Annotated in this window: 16 protein-coding genes and 1 riboswitch; of the genes, 5 read left to right on the forward strand and 11 right to left on the reverse strand. The window is 38.3% G+C overall.

All coding sequences use genetic code 11. The features are described from left to right. Positions 1-73: 73 nt before the first annotated feature. A complete protein-coding gene (locus tag R8923_RS12320; protein ID WP_485873053.1) occupies positions 74-1,243 on the forward strand; it encodes an AIPR family protein in 1,170 nt (389 codons plus the stop codon). A gap of 115 nt (positions 1,244-1,358) precedes the next feature. On the opposite strand, the gene R8923_RS12325 is transcribed toward R8923_RS12320, so the two are convergent. From R8923_RS12325 to R8923_RS12365, 9 genes are all read right to left on the reverse strand, one after another. Beyond that, positions 1,359-2,684, reverse strand: a complete 1,326-nt coding sequence (locus R8923_RS12325) for a TrkH family potassium uptake protein (protein WP_485873081.1) — start codon at positions 2,682-2,684, stop codon at positions 1,359-1,361. Between the two features lie 43 nt (positions 2,685-2,727). After that, entirely contained in the window at positions 2,728-3,507 is a 780-nt protein-coding gene (locus R8923_RS12330; RefSeq protein WP_485873054.1) for a TerC family protein, read from the reverse strand. Between the two features lie 99 nt (positions 3,508-3,606). After that, positions 3,607-4,374: a TerC family protein gene (locus R8923_RS12335; RefSeq protein ID WP_485873055.1), complete on the reverse strand. Its 768-nt coding sequence runs from the start codon at positions 4,372-4,374 to the stop codon at positions 3,607-3,609. Between the two features lie 86 nt (positions 4,375-4,460). Then, positions 4,461-4,556, reverse strand: a riboswitch (yybP-ykoY riboswitch). Positions 4,557-4,726: 170 nt separating this feature from the next. Beyond that, positions 4,727-6,295, reverse strand: a complete 1,569-nt coding sequence (locus R8923_RS12340) for a peptide chain release factor 3 (protein ID WP_485873056.1) — start codon at positions 6,293-6,295, stop codon at positions 4,727-4,729. A gap of 146 nt (positions 6,296-6,441) precedes the next feature. Beyond that, complete coding sequence (locus tag R8923_RS12345) at positions 6,442-6,696, reverse strand: hypothetical protein (RefSeq protein WP_485873057.1); 255 nt, start codon at positions 6,694-6,696, stop codon at positions 6,442-6,444. A 5-nt stretch (positions 6,697-6,701) separates the two neighbouring features. Continuing rightward, positions 6,702-7,022: a hypothetical protein gene (locus tag R8923_RS12350; protein WP_485873058.1), complete on the reverse strand. Its 321-nt coding sequence runs from the start codon at positions 7,020-7,022 to the stop codon at positions 6,702-6,704. Between the two features lie 2 nt (positions 7,023-7,024). Beyond that, positions 7,025-7,495: a hypothetical protein gene (locus R8923_RS12355; protein WP_485873059.1), complete on the reverse strand. Its 471-nt coding sequence runs from the start codon at positions 7,493-7,495 to the stop codon at positions 7,025-7,027. 210 nt (positions 7,496-7,705) lie between these two features. Continuing rightward, a complete protein-coding gene (locus R8923_RS12360) occupies positions 7,706-8,179 on the reverse strand; it encodes a glutathione peroxidase (protein ID WP_485873060.1) in 474 nt (157 codons plus the stop codon). 17 nt (positions 8,180-8,196) lie between these two features. Beyond that, a complete protein-coding gene (locus tag R8923_RS12365) occupies positions 8,197-9,249 on the reverse strand; it encodes a M42 family metallopeptidase (protein WP_485873082.1) in 1,053 nt (350 codons plus the stop codon). Positions 9,250-9,378: 129 nt separating this feature from the next. Here R8923_RS12365 and R8923_RS12370 point away from each other — a divergent pair, with 129 nt between their 5' ends. Further along, a complete protein-coding gene (locus R8923_RS12370) occupies positions 9,379-10,854 on the forward strand; it encodes an LM6179_1298 family efflux MFS transporter (RefSeq protein ID WP_485873061.1) in 1,476 nt (491 codons plus the stop codon). A gap of 71 nt (positions 10,855-10,925) precedes the next feature. Here R8923_RS12370 and pta read toward each other — a convergent pair whose 3' ends face one another. Next, positions 10,926-11,903, reverse strand: a complete 978-nt coding sequence (gene pta, locus R8923_RS12375; protein WP_485873062.1) for a phosphate acetyltransferase — start codon at positions 11,901-11,903, stop codon at positions 10,926-10,928. Positions 11,904-12,331: 428 nt separating this feature from the next. Between pta and R8923_RS12380 the strand changes: the two genes are divergently transcribed. The 3 genes from R8923_RS12380 to R8923_RS12390 are packed head-to-tail and all read left to right on the forward strand — an operon-like array spanning position 12,332 to position 14,705. Next, positions 12,332-12,562 (forward strand): FeoA family protein, encoded by a 231-nt coding sequence (locus R8923_RS12380; protein ID WP_485873063.1) that lies wholly within the window; start codon positions 12,332-12,334, stop codon positions 12,560-12,562. Further along, positions 12,555-14,543: a ferrous iron transport protein B gene (gene feoB / locus R8923_RS12385; RefSeq protein WP_485873064.1), complete on the forward strand. Its 1,989-nt coding sequence runs from the start codon at positions 12,555-12,557 to the stop codon at positions 14,541-14,543. The genes R8923_RS12380 and feoB overlap by 8 nt, the downstream gene beginning before the upstream one ends. Before the next feature lie 18 nt (positions 14,544-14,561). Beyond that, positions 14,562-14,705 carry a FeoB-associated Cys-rich membrane protein gene (locus R8923_RS12390; protein ID WP_485873065.1) on the forward strand — a complete coding sequence of 48 codons (144 nt, stop codon included), beginning with the start codon at positions 14,562-14,564 and terminating at the stop codon, positions 14,703-14,705. 57 nt (positions 14,706-14,762) lie between these two features. Here R8923_RS12390 and R8923_RS12395 read toward each other — a convergent pair whose 3' ends face one another. After that, positions 14,763-15,842: a threonine aldolase family protein gene (locus R8923_RS12395; RefSeq protein WP_485873066.1), complete on the reverse strand. Its 1,080-nt coding sequence runs from the start codon at positions 15,840-15,842 to the stop codon at positions 14,763-14,765. Positions 15,843-15,858 lie beyond the last annotated feature (16 nt).

Below are 15,858 nucleotides of genomic sequence, written 5' to 3' on the forward strand. Positions count from 1 at the left end.
GTAAATAAATATGATATATTTAATATGTGTTAAATTTCAATCAAACTAAATAGAATTTTAGGAGGAATGCCGAATGACTTCCACAATTACTTTTAAGTCAAATGCTGTTCGAACAATCAACTCACCATCGATGAAAGGAGTAACTACTTACTTTGCTTATGTTAATTTTCGGGATTTACCAAATAATTTTTCTCTTGATGTGAATCCACGTAAGCCAAAAATGAATACCGCTGTTGCTAAAGCTTTAATTGATGCTGTAAATTCTCCCGATACTGATTTTGATATAAACAATAGAGGTATTGTGATAGTAGCAAAAAGTTTTAAATTTAACACAAATGAAGGGACTGTAACACTTGATCTTGATAAAGATCCGCAAAGTTTTGGTATTTTAGATGGAGGTCATACATACACAGCTATCATTGAAAATCGCGAAAATTTATCTGATAACATGGATAAGTTTGTTAAACTCGAGATAATTGTTGGTACAGATTTAACCGTATCTCGAATTGCTGATGCTAGAAATACTTCTGCTTCAGTTACAGATATTGCATTATATGAACTTGATGACAAATTTGAATTTATTAAAGATGCTATAAAACATGAACCTTATGCCAAAGACATAGCTATCAAAGATAATTCAAAAGAACGGTTACAAATTATAGAGTTATTAAAATTATTATTTGCATACAACATATATCGATTTGTAAGCTCTAAAGAAACACCTACTCAAGCCTATTCTAGTAAGGCTGCAGTTTTTAAGGATATAAAGCGTGACCTAGATGAAAATACTAACCATTACTTCAATCTCTCTAAATTATTGCCTGACTTAGTAAATCTGTATGATCATATTGAATTGGATTTCAGAAATAAATATCTTGAATATAATCCTTCTGGAAAATTCGGAGCCGTTCGTGGAATAGAAAAAGTAAGAGAAGGAAAAACTCCATTTAAAACACTTTTCCTAGAAAACGATGCCGAATATAAGGTTGCGTCTGGCTACATTTTACCAGTGTTTGGAGCATTTCGCGTATTAATTGACACTAATAAACTAACTTGGGTTATTGATCCATTTGAAATGTGGGATAGGATAGGTTCTGACTTAATAAAAAACACTTTTGACAGCTCACGAAACAATCCACAGGATGCAGGAAAAAATGCCTCTATTTGGTCAAATAATTATTCAAAAGTTGAAAATGAGATGTTTCGTCAAATGCTTGCTAAAACTAGTCGTCCAATAAACTAATATAAAAAATGCCAATCAAATAATAGAACCAAAAATCATCTAATAAGTCTACCCTTGGGAGTATACTCCTTAAGATTTTTGGTTCTTTTTTAATTTTATTCTAGACTTTTTTAAATCAACCAGTAATAATTTTCTCTTTTGGCAAACGAATCGCATTTTTAGGTTCGCTTTTTTTACGTAAACTAAGCATCGAATACATAATCCCAACGCGGCCAATAAACATAAGCAAAATAATAATGATTTTCCCAGCGACACTTAAATTTGGCGTCAAGCCAAGCGAAAGACCGCACGTTCCGAATGCCGAAAAGACTTCAAAAATAATTTCAATAAGTGTAGCACTTTCAGTCTGTGCCAAAATAATGATGGCCGTTAAACATAAAATACTTGCGAAAATAATGACAGCAAGTGATTTTCTAACATCTTCCTGATGCAATTCGCGTCCGAACACATAAATATGATTACGCCCACGAATAACCGAATATAGGAATAAAATTGTCACCGCAAACGTTGTCGTTCGAATACCACCACCAACAGAACTTGGCGATGCTCCGATAAACATTAAGAAGGAAACAAACAATAATGTTGGAATCGTAAGCGCACCATTATCAATCGTTTGTAAGCCCGCACTACGCGATGTTGCAGATAAGAACATCGAATTAAAGAAACCTTCACTCCAGCTAGCATCTTTAAATAAATGCCCTGCTTCCATGCCCCAAATCAGTAACCCTCCGCCAATTAAAAGCACCAAATACGTCACCGTAGTAACCTTTACAAACAGCGAAAAGCGAAACGGATAAAGCGTATTTTTTTCGAATAAAAAACGTCGCGTCTCAAGCAGTACAGGGAAACCAATTCCTCCTGCGACAATCAATAAGATGGCGATAAACTGCACGAAATAATCATTCACGAATGGAATTAAAGAAGACCCCGTTATATCGACACCCGCATTCGTAACAAGCGACACTGAATTATAAATCCCTTGAAACATCGCCTCTCCAATTGTAGGATAAAACGGGATGAAATAAAGCCCTAAAATGACGGCACCGATAATTTCAATCCCGAAGATGAGGAATAAAATTTCACGAAGCATCCGAACCATACCGCTCATCGTGTATTGGTTTGTATCCGTCATAATGAGTTGCCGTTGTTTAAGCCCGATTTTCCGCCGCAGAATCAAGTAGAAAAAAGTGCTAAGCATCATCACGCCGAGCCCGCCGAGTTGGAAAATCCCCATAAGCACCCAGATTCCTGCCGTGCTATAAGAAGCACCAACATCAACTGTTGCGAGCCCCGTCACGCTAACCGAGCTTGCCGCAAGAAAAAGTGTATCGAGAAAAGACACATGCACACCCGGTTTTTGAGTAAAAGGGAGACTGAGAAGAAACGTCGAAATTGTCACCGCGAAAAAATAATACGTGATAATAATTTGAACAGGCGTCATGCGCGATAAGATAATTCTTATTTTATTTTTGATTGTCTGATTTTCAAGATAGAGTTTTCTTTTGTTGTTTTTCTTTTTTTCTAGCAATGATATAACCACCTATACCAATTATTAGCATAACTGACCAAAATGTCAGCTTCCATGCAGTTGACTCTGGAAAATCCTCTGGCAAAATACCAACGGAAGGGTGTGCTAGTGTATACACACCTAACTTAACGCCCACCCAACCGACAATTAAAAAGGCTGCTGTTTCTAGTGTTGGATAGCGTTCTAGCAATTTGACGACTTGTGTGGCAGCAAAACGAATTACAATTAAGCCAGCTAGTCCACCGAGGAACATTACAATGAATTGCCCGCCGTTCATACCACCAATCGTAAAATCGCCTAAATCTGGTAGAGTCATCGCAAGTGCGGCCGCAGCAAGCATCGAATCAAGCGCAAAAGCGATATCCGTTAATTCAACACGCATGACAACACCCCAAAATGATACTGGTTTGCCATCATCATCTTCTTTTTTGTTATTTTTGCCATCTTTACCGCGTTTTAAGTCTATCATATGTTTAATTGCTAAGTATAATAAATAAATAGCGCCAATTGCTTGTATTTCCCATACTTTAACTAAAAAAGAAATTAAGAAAAGCGCAATAAAACGAAAAACAAAGGCACCAACTAAGCCGTAAAACAGGGCTTTTCGTTGTTTATCATGGGGTAATTTTTGTACGATAACTGCCATCACTACGGCATTGTCTGCAGAAAGTATTCCTTCCAGTGCTACAAGTACAAAAAACACCCATACATATTCTGCTAAAATTGAAACATCCATTCCTTCACCCCATTTTTTTCTATGTACACACAAGAAGGCTGCACACATAACGTACATACCTTCTCATTTTATACCCTTATTCAAAAATTGTTAAGCGTTTTATTCTTCTGTTTGCATTTTTTTCTTTTGTTTGATTGAAATGAGCCAGCCCCAAATGATAATTAAAATCATCACGCCCCAGAAAATTAATTTCCAAGTGGTTGACTCTGGAAACTCATGTGGGATAATCCCAAGACTTGGATGTGCTAGTGTATACACAACTAATTTTATCCCCACCCAACCAACAATGAGGAAAGCAGCCGTTTCAAGTGAAGGATAATTTTTAAGTAGCTTCACAAATTGTGTGGCAGCGAAGCGAATAATGATTAAACCAACTAACCCACCTAAGAACATGACAGTAAATTGCCCAGTATCAATTCCGCCAATTTGACCCCAGCCAGTTTTAGGAAGTGTAATCGCAAGGGCTACAGCGGCAAGCATTGAGTCAATTGCAAAAGCAATATCCGCAATCTCGACTTTAAGTACGGTCATCCAGAAACCAGAACCTGATTTTTTTGCTTCTTTTTCATTATGATCATTTCCTCTTATATGCTTTACAATATGGCTAATGGCAATATAGAGAAGGTAAAGTGCCCCGAGTGCTTGCACTTGCCAAACATTTGCAAGAAAAGAAATTAGGAAGAGGGCAGCAAAACGAAAGACGAAAGCTCCCATTAGTCCATAAAATAGCGCCCTTTTTTGTTGTTTTTCTGGTAAATGTTTCACCATAACCGCCATGACAACAGCATTATCTGCGGCTAGAATCCCTTCTAATCCGATTAATACGAGCAGTACCCAGCCGTATTCTAAAAGCATTGCAGTATCCAATAAAATTCCTCCTTCGATTTTGTTCTTTTGACAAAGCCGAGTAAATAAAAAACGAGACCTCGCCCGCTGTGGGCAAAGGTCTCGCTGACATGTGACATGTTAATAAAACCGATGGACATTAGTCCATGTAATGACGATTTTATCCCGGTTGAAAACCAGTGCTACTCCCCTTTGACTATAGTCAAAAAGATATATAATTGAACTCTACTAATTGACTATACCATATTTATAAAAATAAAGTCAATCCTGATTACAGATAAACGCCAATCTCACTACTCGTCAGCAGTCTGATTTCGCGTGGGACGTTTTTTCTTACGTAAACGTTAAATTTTTTCTATGAGCTAAATCTATTTTAAAGAAGTGATGTAAGCTCAATTTCTGGATTTTTATCCTTAAACCAATTGATCGCAAATTCATTTTCGAAAAGGAAAAGTGGTGCATCAAAACGATCTTTTACGAGCATACTACGCGCAGTTGAAAGTTTCTCATCCACATCTTCCTCGCGAATCCAGCGGGCAATTTTCTTCCCGATAGGTTCCATAATAATTTCCGAGTTATATTCATTACGCATCCGGTGTTCAAACACTTCAAATTGAAGTTGACCAACAGCGCCAATTATATAGTCTTCCATACGCCACGTTTTAAACAATTGGATGGCACCTTCTTGAACAAGCTGTTCAACACCTTTGTGGAAATGTTTTTGCTTCATCACATTTTTCGCGGAAACACGCATAAATAACTCCGGTGTAAATTGCGGTAGCTTTGGAAACTCAATGGTTCTGCTGCCACTTGAAATAGTGTCACCAATTTGATAATTTCCCGTATCATATAAACCGATAATATCGCCAGCTACAGCGCGTGAAACATTTTCACGGTCATCAGCCATAAATTGTGTAGAGTTCGCAAGTTTCATTTGCTTGCCTGTTCGTGTTAAGGTGACGCCAATGCCACGCTCAAATTCGCCTGAACAAATTCGCACAAATGCGATGCGGTCGCGGTGAGCGGGATTCATATTGGCTTGAATTTTAAAGATAAAGCCTGTAAAGAACTTATCTTCTGCAGCGATTTCTCCTTCATTCGTTTCGTGAGCACTCGGTGACGGGGCAAATTCAACAAACGTTTTTAAGAACGTTTCCACCCCAAAGTTCGTTAAAGCACTTCCGAAGAAAACTGGCGTTAGTTCACCTTTTGCAATTTTGTCGCGATTAAATTCGTTTCCAGCCTCATCTAAAAGCATAATTTCTTCCAAAGCTTGGGTGTAGTAACTTGATTTTTGAATGTCGTGTTCTTCTTTTAAGTCACCTTCATCGTTTAGAGGCAAAAAGGTCTCATCATCATTTGCGCGGTAACGCTCTATAACGTTATGATAACGGTCGTATAGTCCCATAAGTTCTTTCCCCATGCCGATTGGCCAGTTCATCGGGTAAGATTCAATGCCGAGCACTTCTTCTAGTTCAGATAATAGCTCAAGTGGCATTTTTCCTTCTCGGTCCATCTTATTCATAAAGGTAAAAATCGGAATCCCGCGCATTCGGCATACTTTAAATAATTTGATGGTTTGGGCTTCAATCCCTTTAGCAGAATCAACAACCATCACAGCAGCATCAACTGCCATAAGTGTCCGGTACGTATCTTCACTAAAATCGGAGTGGCCTGGTGTATCTAAAATATTGATGCGACAATCATTATAATCAAATTGCATCACGGAACTTGTGACAGAAATTCCACGTTGCTTTTCAATTTCCATCCAGTCACTTGTGGCATATTTCCCTGTTTTTTTCCCCTTAACGGTTCCCGCAGAACGAATGGCTCCGCCGAAAAGAAGTAACTGCTCTGTAATCGTTGTTTTCCCCGCATCTGGATGGGAAATAATCGCAAATGTTTTACGCGTTGCTACTTCTTTTTGTAAATCCTGATTCATGTTTTCATTTCCTCCTCGACTTCTTCACATTTTTATAGTATATCATAGGAATTCCAAAAAAAATACCTGCTAAACCGCAATCAACCAACTTTACTGACATAATCGAAAAAAAATGAGCCCTATCAGAAATATAGGACTCGGGAAAATTAAATGATGCTAAACATGAGCGTAATAAGTAAAAATATAAGAATGCTACACATAATAGCGGCAAACCAAAATCGTCTACCCTTTATATGATAAGCTATTAAAATCCCTACAGAAAGTACTAATAAAATTTCTAACCAGAGCGGGAAGCCTAATGTCACTTTTGTAGATAAAACGATAACCATAAGGTAAATATACCAGACGGCATATACAAGTAAAAATACGCCTCCCATCATTTTTTTCAAAGTTTTATTCATGTGCCTCATCCTCTATGTTTAGTATGGTTTCGAATTAAAAAACCATTCACCCACACTTTTAGTTGTCTATCTATTTTTTTGTTTTTCACAGTCGCAACAATACGAATATCTTGATATCTAAATTTATATAGAGTTTTACCATAACCAGTTGGTACTGGTTGTGAAGTTCGATATTGTTTGAAAGTAATATTCCCATTAAATAAAGCCCCTGCTCCAAATGAAAGGCCTCCAATGATACCAGCCCAATTATTGATGACGCTTGCAATTGCTGTTTTTGTAATTGCAACACCTGCCAGCCCAGCAACACCTAAAACAGCACTTATCAATGTTACAATGGCTCCAATAGATTTACAACTTTACTCACCTTTACTTTACCAGTAGAAATATATTTGGGGGTCCACGCAGATGCTTTTAATAATGTTTTTGTAGAGGTTATTTTTTGATAGCCAATCTCCTCTTCAACATAACTTTCAATTTCAATTGGTACCTTCTCTCCATCCATAATCATATAATCATCTTCTTGATTATATGTAACAATATGTTGTTCTCCGTCCTCAGTTTCTGTTTCTAATAGAAAAGCATTTTTCATCTCTGTGTACTCTATCTTGACCTCTTCCTCTTCAACTTCTAAAGTTACTTTTTGTGTGTTTCCTTTTAAACTTTGCTCACTTATTCGGACACCCATTTCATTATATTCTTCCGCACTCGCAACCTTAGAAATTAATGAATTTACAGGTGTTAAACAAATGACTCCCACAATAATGCTAGTTAAAACAGTCTTTTTGATTGATTTTTTCATATGTGTCTCCCTCTTATTGTGTATTGTTTCACAATTATCATAACATACAATTTAAAAGCCATCAAATTACTTATTAAATTCTTTGCTATTCGCTCTGTAATAATTTTGTACATCTATGCAAAAGGGAACAGACATAAAAAATCTAGAAAGACCATCTATAAACTATATGACAAAAGCCACCCATTAAGGATGGCTAAGCGTGCAATCACTCTACGGTTTCCCCAAAGCCGCGCGAATATTTTCTTCAATGCTTTCTGGTTTTGTTTTGGAAGAAAAACGCTCAATAATATTGCCGTTTCCGTCAATTAGAAACTTCGCGAAATTCCATTCGATTTTCTTTCCACCTGTTTCTGAAACGAGGTATTTATAAAGCGGATTGGCATCGCGACCTTTGACTTTTATTTTTTCAAACATTTGAAACGTCACACCGTAATTCAGCTGACAAAATTCCATAATTTCTTCATTCGTGCCAGGATCTTGGCGTAAAAATTGATTGCACGGAAAACCTAAAATTTCAAACCCGTCTTTTTGGTAGGTTTTATATAAGGATTCAAGTCCTTCTAATTGCGGTGTCAAACCACACTTACTCGCTGTATTCACAATTAACAGTGTTTTTCCTTCATAAGCAGATAAAGGAATTTTCTCTCCGTTCATTGCAACTTCTGCAAAATCGTGTACGTTCATTGTTTCCACCTCCGAATTTACTCCACCATCTCGCTTAAAAGATAGTGATAAAGCAATTTTTCCGTGTGATAAAGTGAATCGCGGTGCGTCCGCTCATAAGCATGACTAGAATCGATTCCAGCACCGATTAATCCGTGCACAATGTCATTTCCAGCATGAATTGCCGCACTCGCATCCGACGCATAATAAGGATAAATATCCACTTTATAAAGAATATCATGCTTTTTAGCAAGTTCCACCAAATTTTTCCGTAAACCGTAGTGGTAAGGACCACTGCCATCTTTCGCGCAAATCGAGGCTGTATATTCATCAGAAGCTTGCCCGTCCCCGAGCGCCCCCATATCGACCGCCAAATATTCCACAACCTCAGCTGGAATATTCGAATTACCCCCGTAACCAATTTCTTCATTATTTGAGATTAAAATATGGGTCGTATACGGCAATTTAACCCCATTTTCCTGAAGATATTCAACGAGACGAAGCAGCATAGCAACACTTGCCTTATCATCTAAATGGCGCGACTTAATAAATTCATCGTTTATAATTTCGGTACGCGAATCAAACGAAACAAAATCACCCACGCCAATGCCAAGTTCGTATACTTCTTCTTTTGAACTTACACGTGCATCAACACGCACTTCCATATTGCGCTCATTACGCTCCGCCGTGCCAGCATCCTTATAAACGTGTACGGATGTTTGGTGCATCAAAATTGTTCCGCTAAATTTTTTCCCACTAGAGGTTTCGATTGAACAATATTCCCCTTCAATGGCATTAAAACGAAAACCGCCAATTAAAGAAAGAAGTAAGCGTCCATCTGCCTTTACTTCCTTCACCATCGCGCCAAGCGTATCAACATGTGCTGTCAACATACGATGTTTACCCGTTTGCTCACCAGGTAGTGTAACGATTAAACCACCCTTATGATTTAAACGGTAGTTCACATTTAATTTTGTTAAATCTGCACCAATTTTTGCGATAATTTCGCTTGTATTTCCAGTTGGGCTCGCAATTTCAGTCAATTCTTTTATTTTTAACATTGTTTTCGTTGTATTAGGCTCGTAAGTCAATTTCATTCCTCCTTTACTCCTTTTCATTATAGCGCTTTCGAAAGAAAAAGGCACAAATGACGAATTCACTTACAAAAAGACATTTAACTATGCTATAATTCAGCTTGACACGAAAGGGAGGTAAGTCTTGTGGAAGAAACAAAAGTGAAAGCCGTCACCATCGCTGTTTTTGTAGCTACTTTTATGGCAGCAATTGAGGGGACGATTGTCAGTACAGCTATACCGACAATCGTGAGCCAACTTGATGGTATCGAACTTATGAACTGGATTTTTTCAATTTATTTATTAACTTCTGCCGTCACAGTCCCAATTTATGGGAAATTATCGGACTTATATGGAAGAAAAGTTATTTTTATTGTCGCAACTCTTATTTTTTTAATTGGTTCCACACTTTGCGGATTTGCAACAAATATGGAACAGCTCATTATTTTCCGCGCGATTCAAGGAATTGGTGCTGGCGGGATTTTGCCACTAACCATGACCATTATTGCCGACATTTATCCTTTTGAAAAGCGCGCCAGAGTATTAGGCTTTATGGGTTCCGCATGGGGAATCGCTGGCGTTTTTGGTCCACTTCTTGGAGGTTTTCTAGTGGATCAATTATCATGGCACTGGATTTTCTTTATCAATGTTCCTGTAGGAATTTTAACGATTGTTTTAGTCTTTCTTTATTTAAAAGAAAATGTTGCAAATGAAAACTTACCTATTGATTTCCTCGGTATTTCTCTTTTTACGGTGGCACTGCTTGCGCTTTTGTTCGCCTTACAGCGCGCTGGGGAAACGCTCAACTGGAGTGAGCCACTCGTTTTAGTTTTGCTTGGGCTGGCAACTATATTGTTTATTTGCTTCTATTACGCTGAAAAACGTGCGAAAGACCCTATCATGCCTTTTGTTCTGTTTAAAAATCCGGTTGTTATAATCGGCAATTTAATTGGCTTTTTCATTAGCGCCTTTTTAATTGGTATAAATGTTTACATTCCTATGTGGGCGCAAGGAATGCTAGGGCACGGTGCAACAATTGCGGGCTTAATGATTGCCCCACTTTCCATTACTTGGATTATCGGGTCATTTCTCGGCGGGAAACTGCTCATGAAAATGGGTAACCGCCATACTGTGGGCATCGGTATTCTAATCACCGTTTTAAGTGGCTTAATCTTAGCCATTTTTCCGGCAAACACGCTTGATATTTACTTTTATTTAAATAGCGCTTTAATGGGCTTAGGTTTTGGAATTATTTTCACAACAACGATGGTCACCGTTCAAGACGCAGTGCCCCGCTATCAAACGGGCATCGCCACAGCTTCCAACACTTTATTCCGAACAGTGGGGCAAACAATTGGTGTAGCTATCTTTGGAACCATTTTCAATTCGGTCCTCGCCTCTCAGTTTGCTGCAAATACAACTGCTGGCGTAGATAGAAAACATTTAAATCTTCTAATCAGCCCTAAAACATCTGGTCAAGTTGACGCCACCTTAATTGACCCCCTTCGCACCATCTTATATGAAGGACTCCACATTGTCTTTTGGGCCATGTTTGCACTTGCTGTGATTAGCTTTTTCCTTCATTTTATTTTACCGAAAAAGCATGTTTCTGGTGAAAATTAAATCCCACACAAAAACGGCAAAGAAATAAAAATTTCTTTGCCGTTAACGATAGAACAAAGTATAAAATTTTCTTATTCACTTACTGCTTGAGCCGCTGTAATAAGTGCAAGATTATAAACATCTTGTGTGTTACAGCCACGGGATAAATCGTTAACAGGTGCATTTAAACCTTGTAAAACTGGGCCAACTGCTTCGATGTTACCTAAGCGTTGCGCAATTTTATAGCCAATGTTTCCAGCTTCTAACGTTGGGAAGATAAAAACATTTGCATCCCCTTTGATAGAAGAATTGGGTGCTTTTTGCGCCGCAACTGATGGTACGAAAGCTGCGTCAAATTGGAATTCTCCGTCAATTATCAATTCTGGTGCTCGCTCTTTTGCTAATTGCGTTGCTTCCATGACTTTTTCGGTTTCAACAGATTTTGCAGAACCTTTTGTTGAAAAACTAAGCATGGCAACACGCGGTTCGATACCAAAGATACGAGCAGTTTCTGCACTAGCAATTGCATTCTCTGCCAAATCAGACGCATCTGGGGCAATATTAATCGCTACATCACTGAAAACATAGCGCTCATCGCCACGAACCATAATCATAGCACCGGCTACTTTTGAAAAACCAGGTTTCGTTTTAATGATTTGTAACGCTGGGCGAACTGTGTCACCTGTAGAGTGAACTGCACCACTTACTAAACCATCTGCTTTTCCAGTATAAACAAGCATTGTCCCAAAATAATTAGGATCTTTTAGCAATTTACGTGCGTCTTCCTCTGTTGCTTTCCCTTTACGACGTTCAACAAATTTAGCGACAAGTTCATCAAACAATGGATCGGTTTCAGGCGTCTTCACTTCGATTCCCTCAATTGAAACTCCTGCTTTTTGTGCAGCAGCTTTAATTTCTTCCACTGTCCCTAACAAAATGGGCGTTACAGCCCCTTCTTCAGCTAGGCGTGCTGCGGCACCAGCAATCCGTTCATCTCCACCCTCGGGTAAAACAATACGAACTTTTTTTCCGGCTACTTGCTTTTTAATATTTGTAAATAAATCACTCATTGACTCTTATTCCTCCAATTTCAAACAAATTCATCGTCCGCTTCTATCATACTATAAAATGAAAGTAGTTAACAAGAAAAGTGTTAGAAAAATCCTCTATTACACCTTTTCAATCTAACTACCAAAAATTTTTAAATAACTGTAAAACTAAATATATTCCATGTGAATTTGGCGACTGTTTAGCCTGATATTCTAGGTGTTATTATGTATTAAGGCGGTGAATCAAATGATGCGGACAACTGTTTCTCTTAAAGCGAAACTGTACTATATCTATTTAAAAACTGTATGAGTGTTTGGCTATTTTTGTCATTATAAATATTTCTTCATATTTAACATAAATAATTATTTACTTTTTGAGATATTGTGATAAAATGAACTTAATTGATAATGATTCTCAAACTCATTTTAAAATATGGGAGGAACAATAGATGCAACTAAATGAACTTGCAGCGGGTGAACGTGGTAAAATTTCTGCTTTAAATATTTCAAATTCTATGCTCAAAAGACGTCTAATGGCTCTTGGTTGCGCAGAAGGTTGCGAACTTTGTATGAAGCAAAAAGGCTTTCTAGGTGGGCCATGTACAATTGAAACAAGAGGTCAATATATTAGCATTCGTTGTTCTGATGCTTGTAAGATTGTGGTGGAGCAAAATGACTAATACATATTGTTTACTTGGAAACCCTAATACTGGTAAAACGTCGCTTTTTAATGCGCTGACGGGCTCCTATGAATACGTTGGCAATTGGAGCGGCGTGACCGTTGAAAAGAAAGTTGGTACATTAAAGGCAGAAAAGGGAAAACTTATTGATTTACCAGGAATATATGATGTTAATCCTATTTCGCGTGACGAAACTGTTGTAACGCGTTTTTTATTAGAGGAAAAATTTGATTCAATGTTAAATATTGTAGATGCCGCACAAATTGAACGAAATTTAAATTTGACCATTGAATTGCTTGAATTTGGTGCACCTGTTGTAATGGGGCTGAATATGGTCGATGTAGCACTCGGTCGTGGGATCAAAATTGACATTGCAAAATTAACTCGAGCGCTTAAAATACCCGTTTTACCCGTCATAGCACGCGCTGGGAAAGGGACTGAGGAAGTCCTTGCCACACTCACTGATGAAAAAACGACGCGAAATCGCCCTTTAAAACTCCCTTACTCCAATCCAATTGAAAAAGCAGTTCTGGCGCTTTCTGGTCTTTTGGAAAACATGGTACCACGTAAGCACTTGCGCTTTTTTGCGCTTCAATTTCTAAGTGCCAATCCTGTGACCGAAGAATACATACAAAATGAACCATTTTATTCTGCGGCAGTGAAGATTCGTGAGGAGGCATCGTTAGAGCTTACACGCAGCATTGAAAGTGAAATACACGAAACTAGGCGGGCTTTCATCCAAGATATTTGTATCGAAACCGTCAGCTATACAAAAAATGACATCCCCCTCTCAGATAAACTTGACCAAATTGTGACCCATCGCTTTTTTGGAATTCCTATTTTTCTTGGCATCATGTGGCTGATTTTCCAAATTACATTTACTTGGGTTGGTGTGCCGCTTTCTGATTTACTTGATGCATTTTTTAGTGGACCGCTAACAAATTTCACGACACAAATTTTAGTTTCTCTTGGCACAAGTCATTTTTTAATTGATTTAATCACAAATGGAATAATTGCGGGCGTTGGTGGCGTATTAGTGTTTGTTCCACAAATTTTAGTGATTTTCTTCTTTATTTCTCTGCTTGAAGACTCCGGTTATATGGCGCGGATTGCGGTTGTGATGGACCGGATTATGGAAATGTTTGGTTTAAACGGTAAAGCATTTATCCCCATGATTATTGGATTTGGTTGTAATGTTCCGGGCATTATGGCTGCTCGTTCTATTGAAGAATCCAAAGAACGGACACTGACCATTTTGATTACACCTTTTATGTCATGTTCTGCAAGACTCCCTGTCTATGCGCTATTTGTTGGTGTCTTCTTTGCAAAGTACCAAGCACTTGTCGTTTTATCACTCTATATTATTGGAATTGTGATGGCACTTCTTGCTACTAAAATTTTATCCAAAACACTGCTTAAAAATGATAATTCTGTTTTTGTCGTCGAACTCCCACCTTACCGTTTCCCTTCATTTAAAACGTTATGGCGCAGTACATGGGAAAAAGGAAAAGGATTTTTGAAAAAAGCAGGTACGTTTATCTTTGCTGGGTCGGTCATCATTTGGCTACTCAATTATGCTGGTCCTAATGGCCTTGATGTTCCAATGGGCGAAAGTTTCCTTGCCATGATTGGTAGTTTTTTAGCGCCGCTTTTAGTTCCACTCGGTTTTGGTACTTGGCAAGCCGGCGCCACTTTAATTCCGGGTTTTTTAGCAAAAGAAGTGGTAGTTTCAACGATGGCTATTATTTATTCCGTTGGTGAAAATAGCCTCGGGAGCGTTGTTAGCTCGTTTTATACCCCGCTTTCTGCTTATTGCTTCATGTTGTTTATTTTGCTCTATGTCCCTTGCTTAGCAACGGTTGCAGCTATTCGAAAAGAAACTGCATCATGGAAATGGACAGCTTTTGCAACAATTTATCCACTTTTGACGGCCTATGTTATTGTTCTTCTCGTCTATCAAATCGGAAGTTTATTTATATAAGAAGGGGCTGAATGTTCAGTGTCAATTTTTGTGAATCTTTTGCTTGGTGGTCTCATATTTGGTTATACGATTTTCGCTCTTATTCGCTTTGTTAAAAAGAGTAAGCAAGGAAAATGTACGGCTTGCGAGCTTGAAAAAACGTGCGAAACACAGCATGAATGACCATCACATAAAAACAACCGTGCTTTCCAAATTAAGGAAAGCACGGTTGTTTTTTCGCTAGTTGATGCGCAGTTCATCAAACAATTCATCTAATTGTTCTAGTGAAATATCTAAATAGCTATCACCAATTGCTAATTCAAACGCGCAAGTATGCCCTTCTCTTTCGACTAAATAGCCTGTCACACCAATATCTGTTTTTGATTGCGCGATGGCGATGCGTTTTGAAACTTCTGCTACTTCTGCCGCAAATTCAACATGAAACATATTCGAAACAGGAATTTCTGGAATCGTTTTTACGCCTTCAAGTTCATTAAACCGTGCAGCAAGCTCCTTCGCTTTTTCAAAATAAAGCGCCATTTTAGTTATACGTTTTAGGAAGTAGTAGTCGGCCGATAAAATATACGGATACAAACTGATTAAATCCCCTCCATAACGCCGTTTCCAAACTTTCGCTTGTTTTAAAAAATCATTTGGGCCAGCCAAAATAGCGCCGGCAATGCCGCCAATCCCTTTATAGAAAGAAATATACACGGTATCAAAAAGCGCACAAATTTCACTAGCTTCTTTTTGGTAAAAAGGCAATACTTCAAAAAGGCGTGCACCGTCTAAATGTAAAGCAATGCCGTTTTGTTTGCAGTATTTAGAAATTTCAACGAGTTCTTCAAAACTTGGTAGTTGCCCGCCAATTTCTCTTTGAGGAAGCTCAAGTAAAACGCAAGCTACTTTTTCTTCCAAAGCTTGAATGTCTTTAAGTGTTGGCACAACGCTTTGTTCGCAAAGAGGTATAGTTTGAATGTTGTGAAGCTCTTTCAGCCCATCTGCCTCATGGATTTCAAGGTGAGCGAGCGGGTGATACGCGACGCGCGGGATATTTTTTACATCTGACCAAATTCGAAGTGCGATTTGCTGCGCCATTGTGCCACTTGGAAAGAAAACAGCTTGCTCTAGTCCTAGAACGTCTGCCATTTTTTCTTCAAAATCGGTGATTAGTGAACCTGTTCCGTATATATCACTGGCTGTTTCTCCGTCTATATTTTCAATCGCTTCTTTTAAAACAGCAAGATTGCGCGGGCCGTGATTGGCTAATTTAAAGGTTGTTTCATGATAAGTTTCTTTTAAATAATTTGGCCTCTCCACTACTAGTTCCCCCTTT

It is taken from the genome of Listeria tempestatis, from assembly GCF_963575625.1.
In the GTDB taxonomy this organism is placed as follows: Bacteria; Bacillota; Bacilli; order Lactobacillales; family Listeriaceae; genus Listeria; species Listeria tempestatis.

Coding starts and splice junctions, on each gene's coding strand:
- R8923_RS12320 (WP_485873053.1), top strand. CDS start 74: ATGACTTCCACAATTACTTTTAAGTCAAATGCTGTTCGAACAATCAAC.
- R8923_RS12325 (WP_485873081.1), bottom strand. CDS start 2,684: ATGACGCCTGTTCAAATTATTATCACGTATTATTTTTTCGCGGTGACA.
- R8923_RS12330 (WP_485873054.1), bottom strand. CDS start 3,507: ATGGATGTTTCAATTTTAGCAGAATATGTATGGGTGTTTTTTGTACTT.
- R8923_RS12340 (WP_485873056.1), bottom strand. CDS start 6,295: ATGAATCAGGATTTACAAAAAGAAGTAGCAACGCGTAAAACATTTGCG.
- R8923_RS12345 (WP_485873057.1), bottom strand. CDS start 6,696: ATGAATAAAACTTTGAAAAAAATGATGGGAGGCGTATTTTTACTTGTA.
- R8923_RS12355 (WP_485873059.1), bottom strand. CDS start 7,495: ATGAAAAAATCAATCAAAAAGACTGTTTTAACTAGCATTATTGTGGGA.
- R8923_RS12360 (WP_485873060.1), bottom strand. CDS start 8,179: ATGAACGTACACGATTTTGCAGAAGTTGCAATGAACGGAGAGAAAATT.
- pta (WP_485873062.1), bottom strand. CDS start 11,903: ATGAGTGATTTATTTACAAATATTAAAAAGCAAGTAGCCGGAAAAAAA.
- R8923_RS12380 (WP_485873063.1), top strand. CDS start 12,332: ATGCAACTAAATGAACTTGCAGCGGGTGAACGTGGTAAAATTTCTGCT.
- feoB (WP_485873064.1), top strand. CDS start 12,555: ATGACTAATACATATTGTTTACTTGGAAACCCTAATACTGGTAAAACG.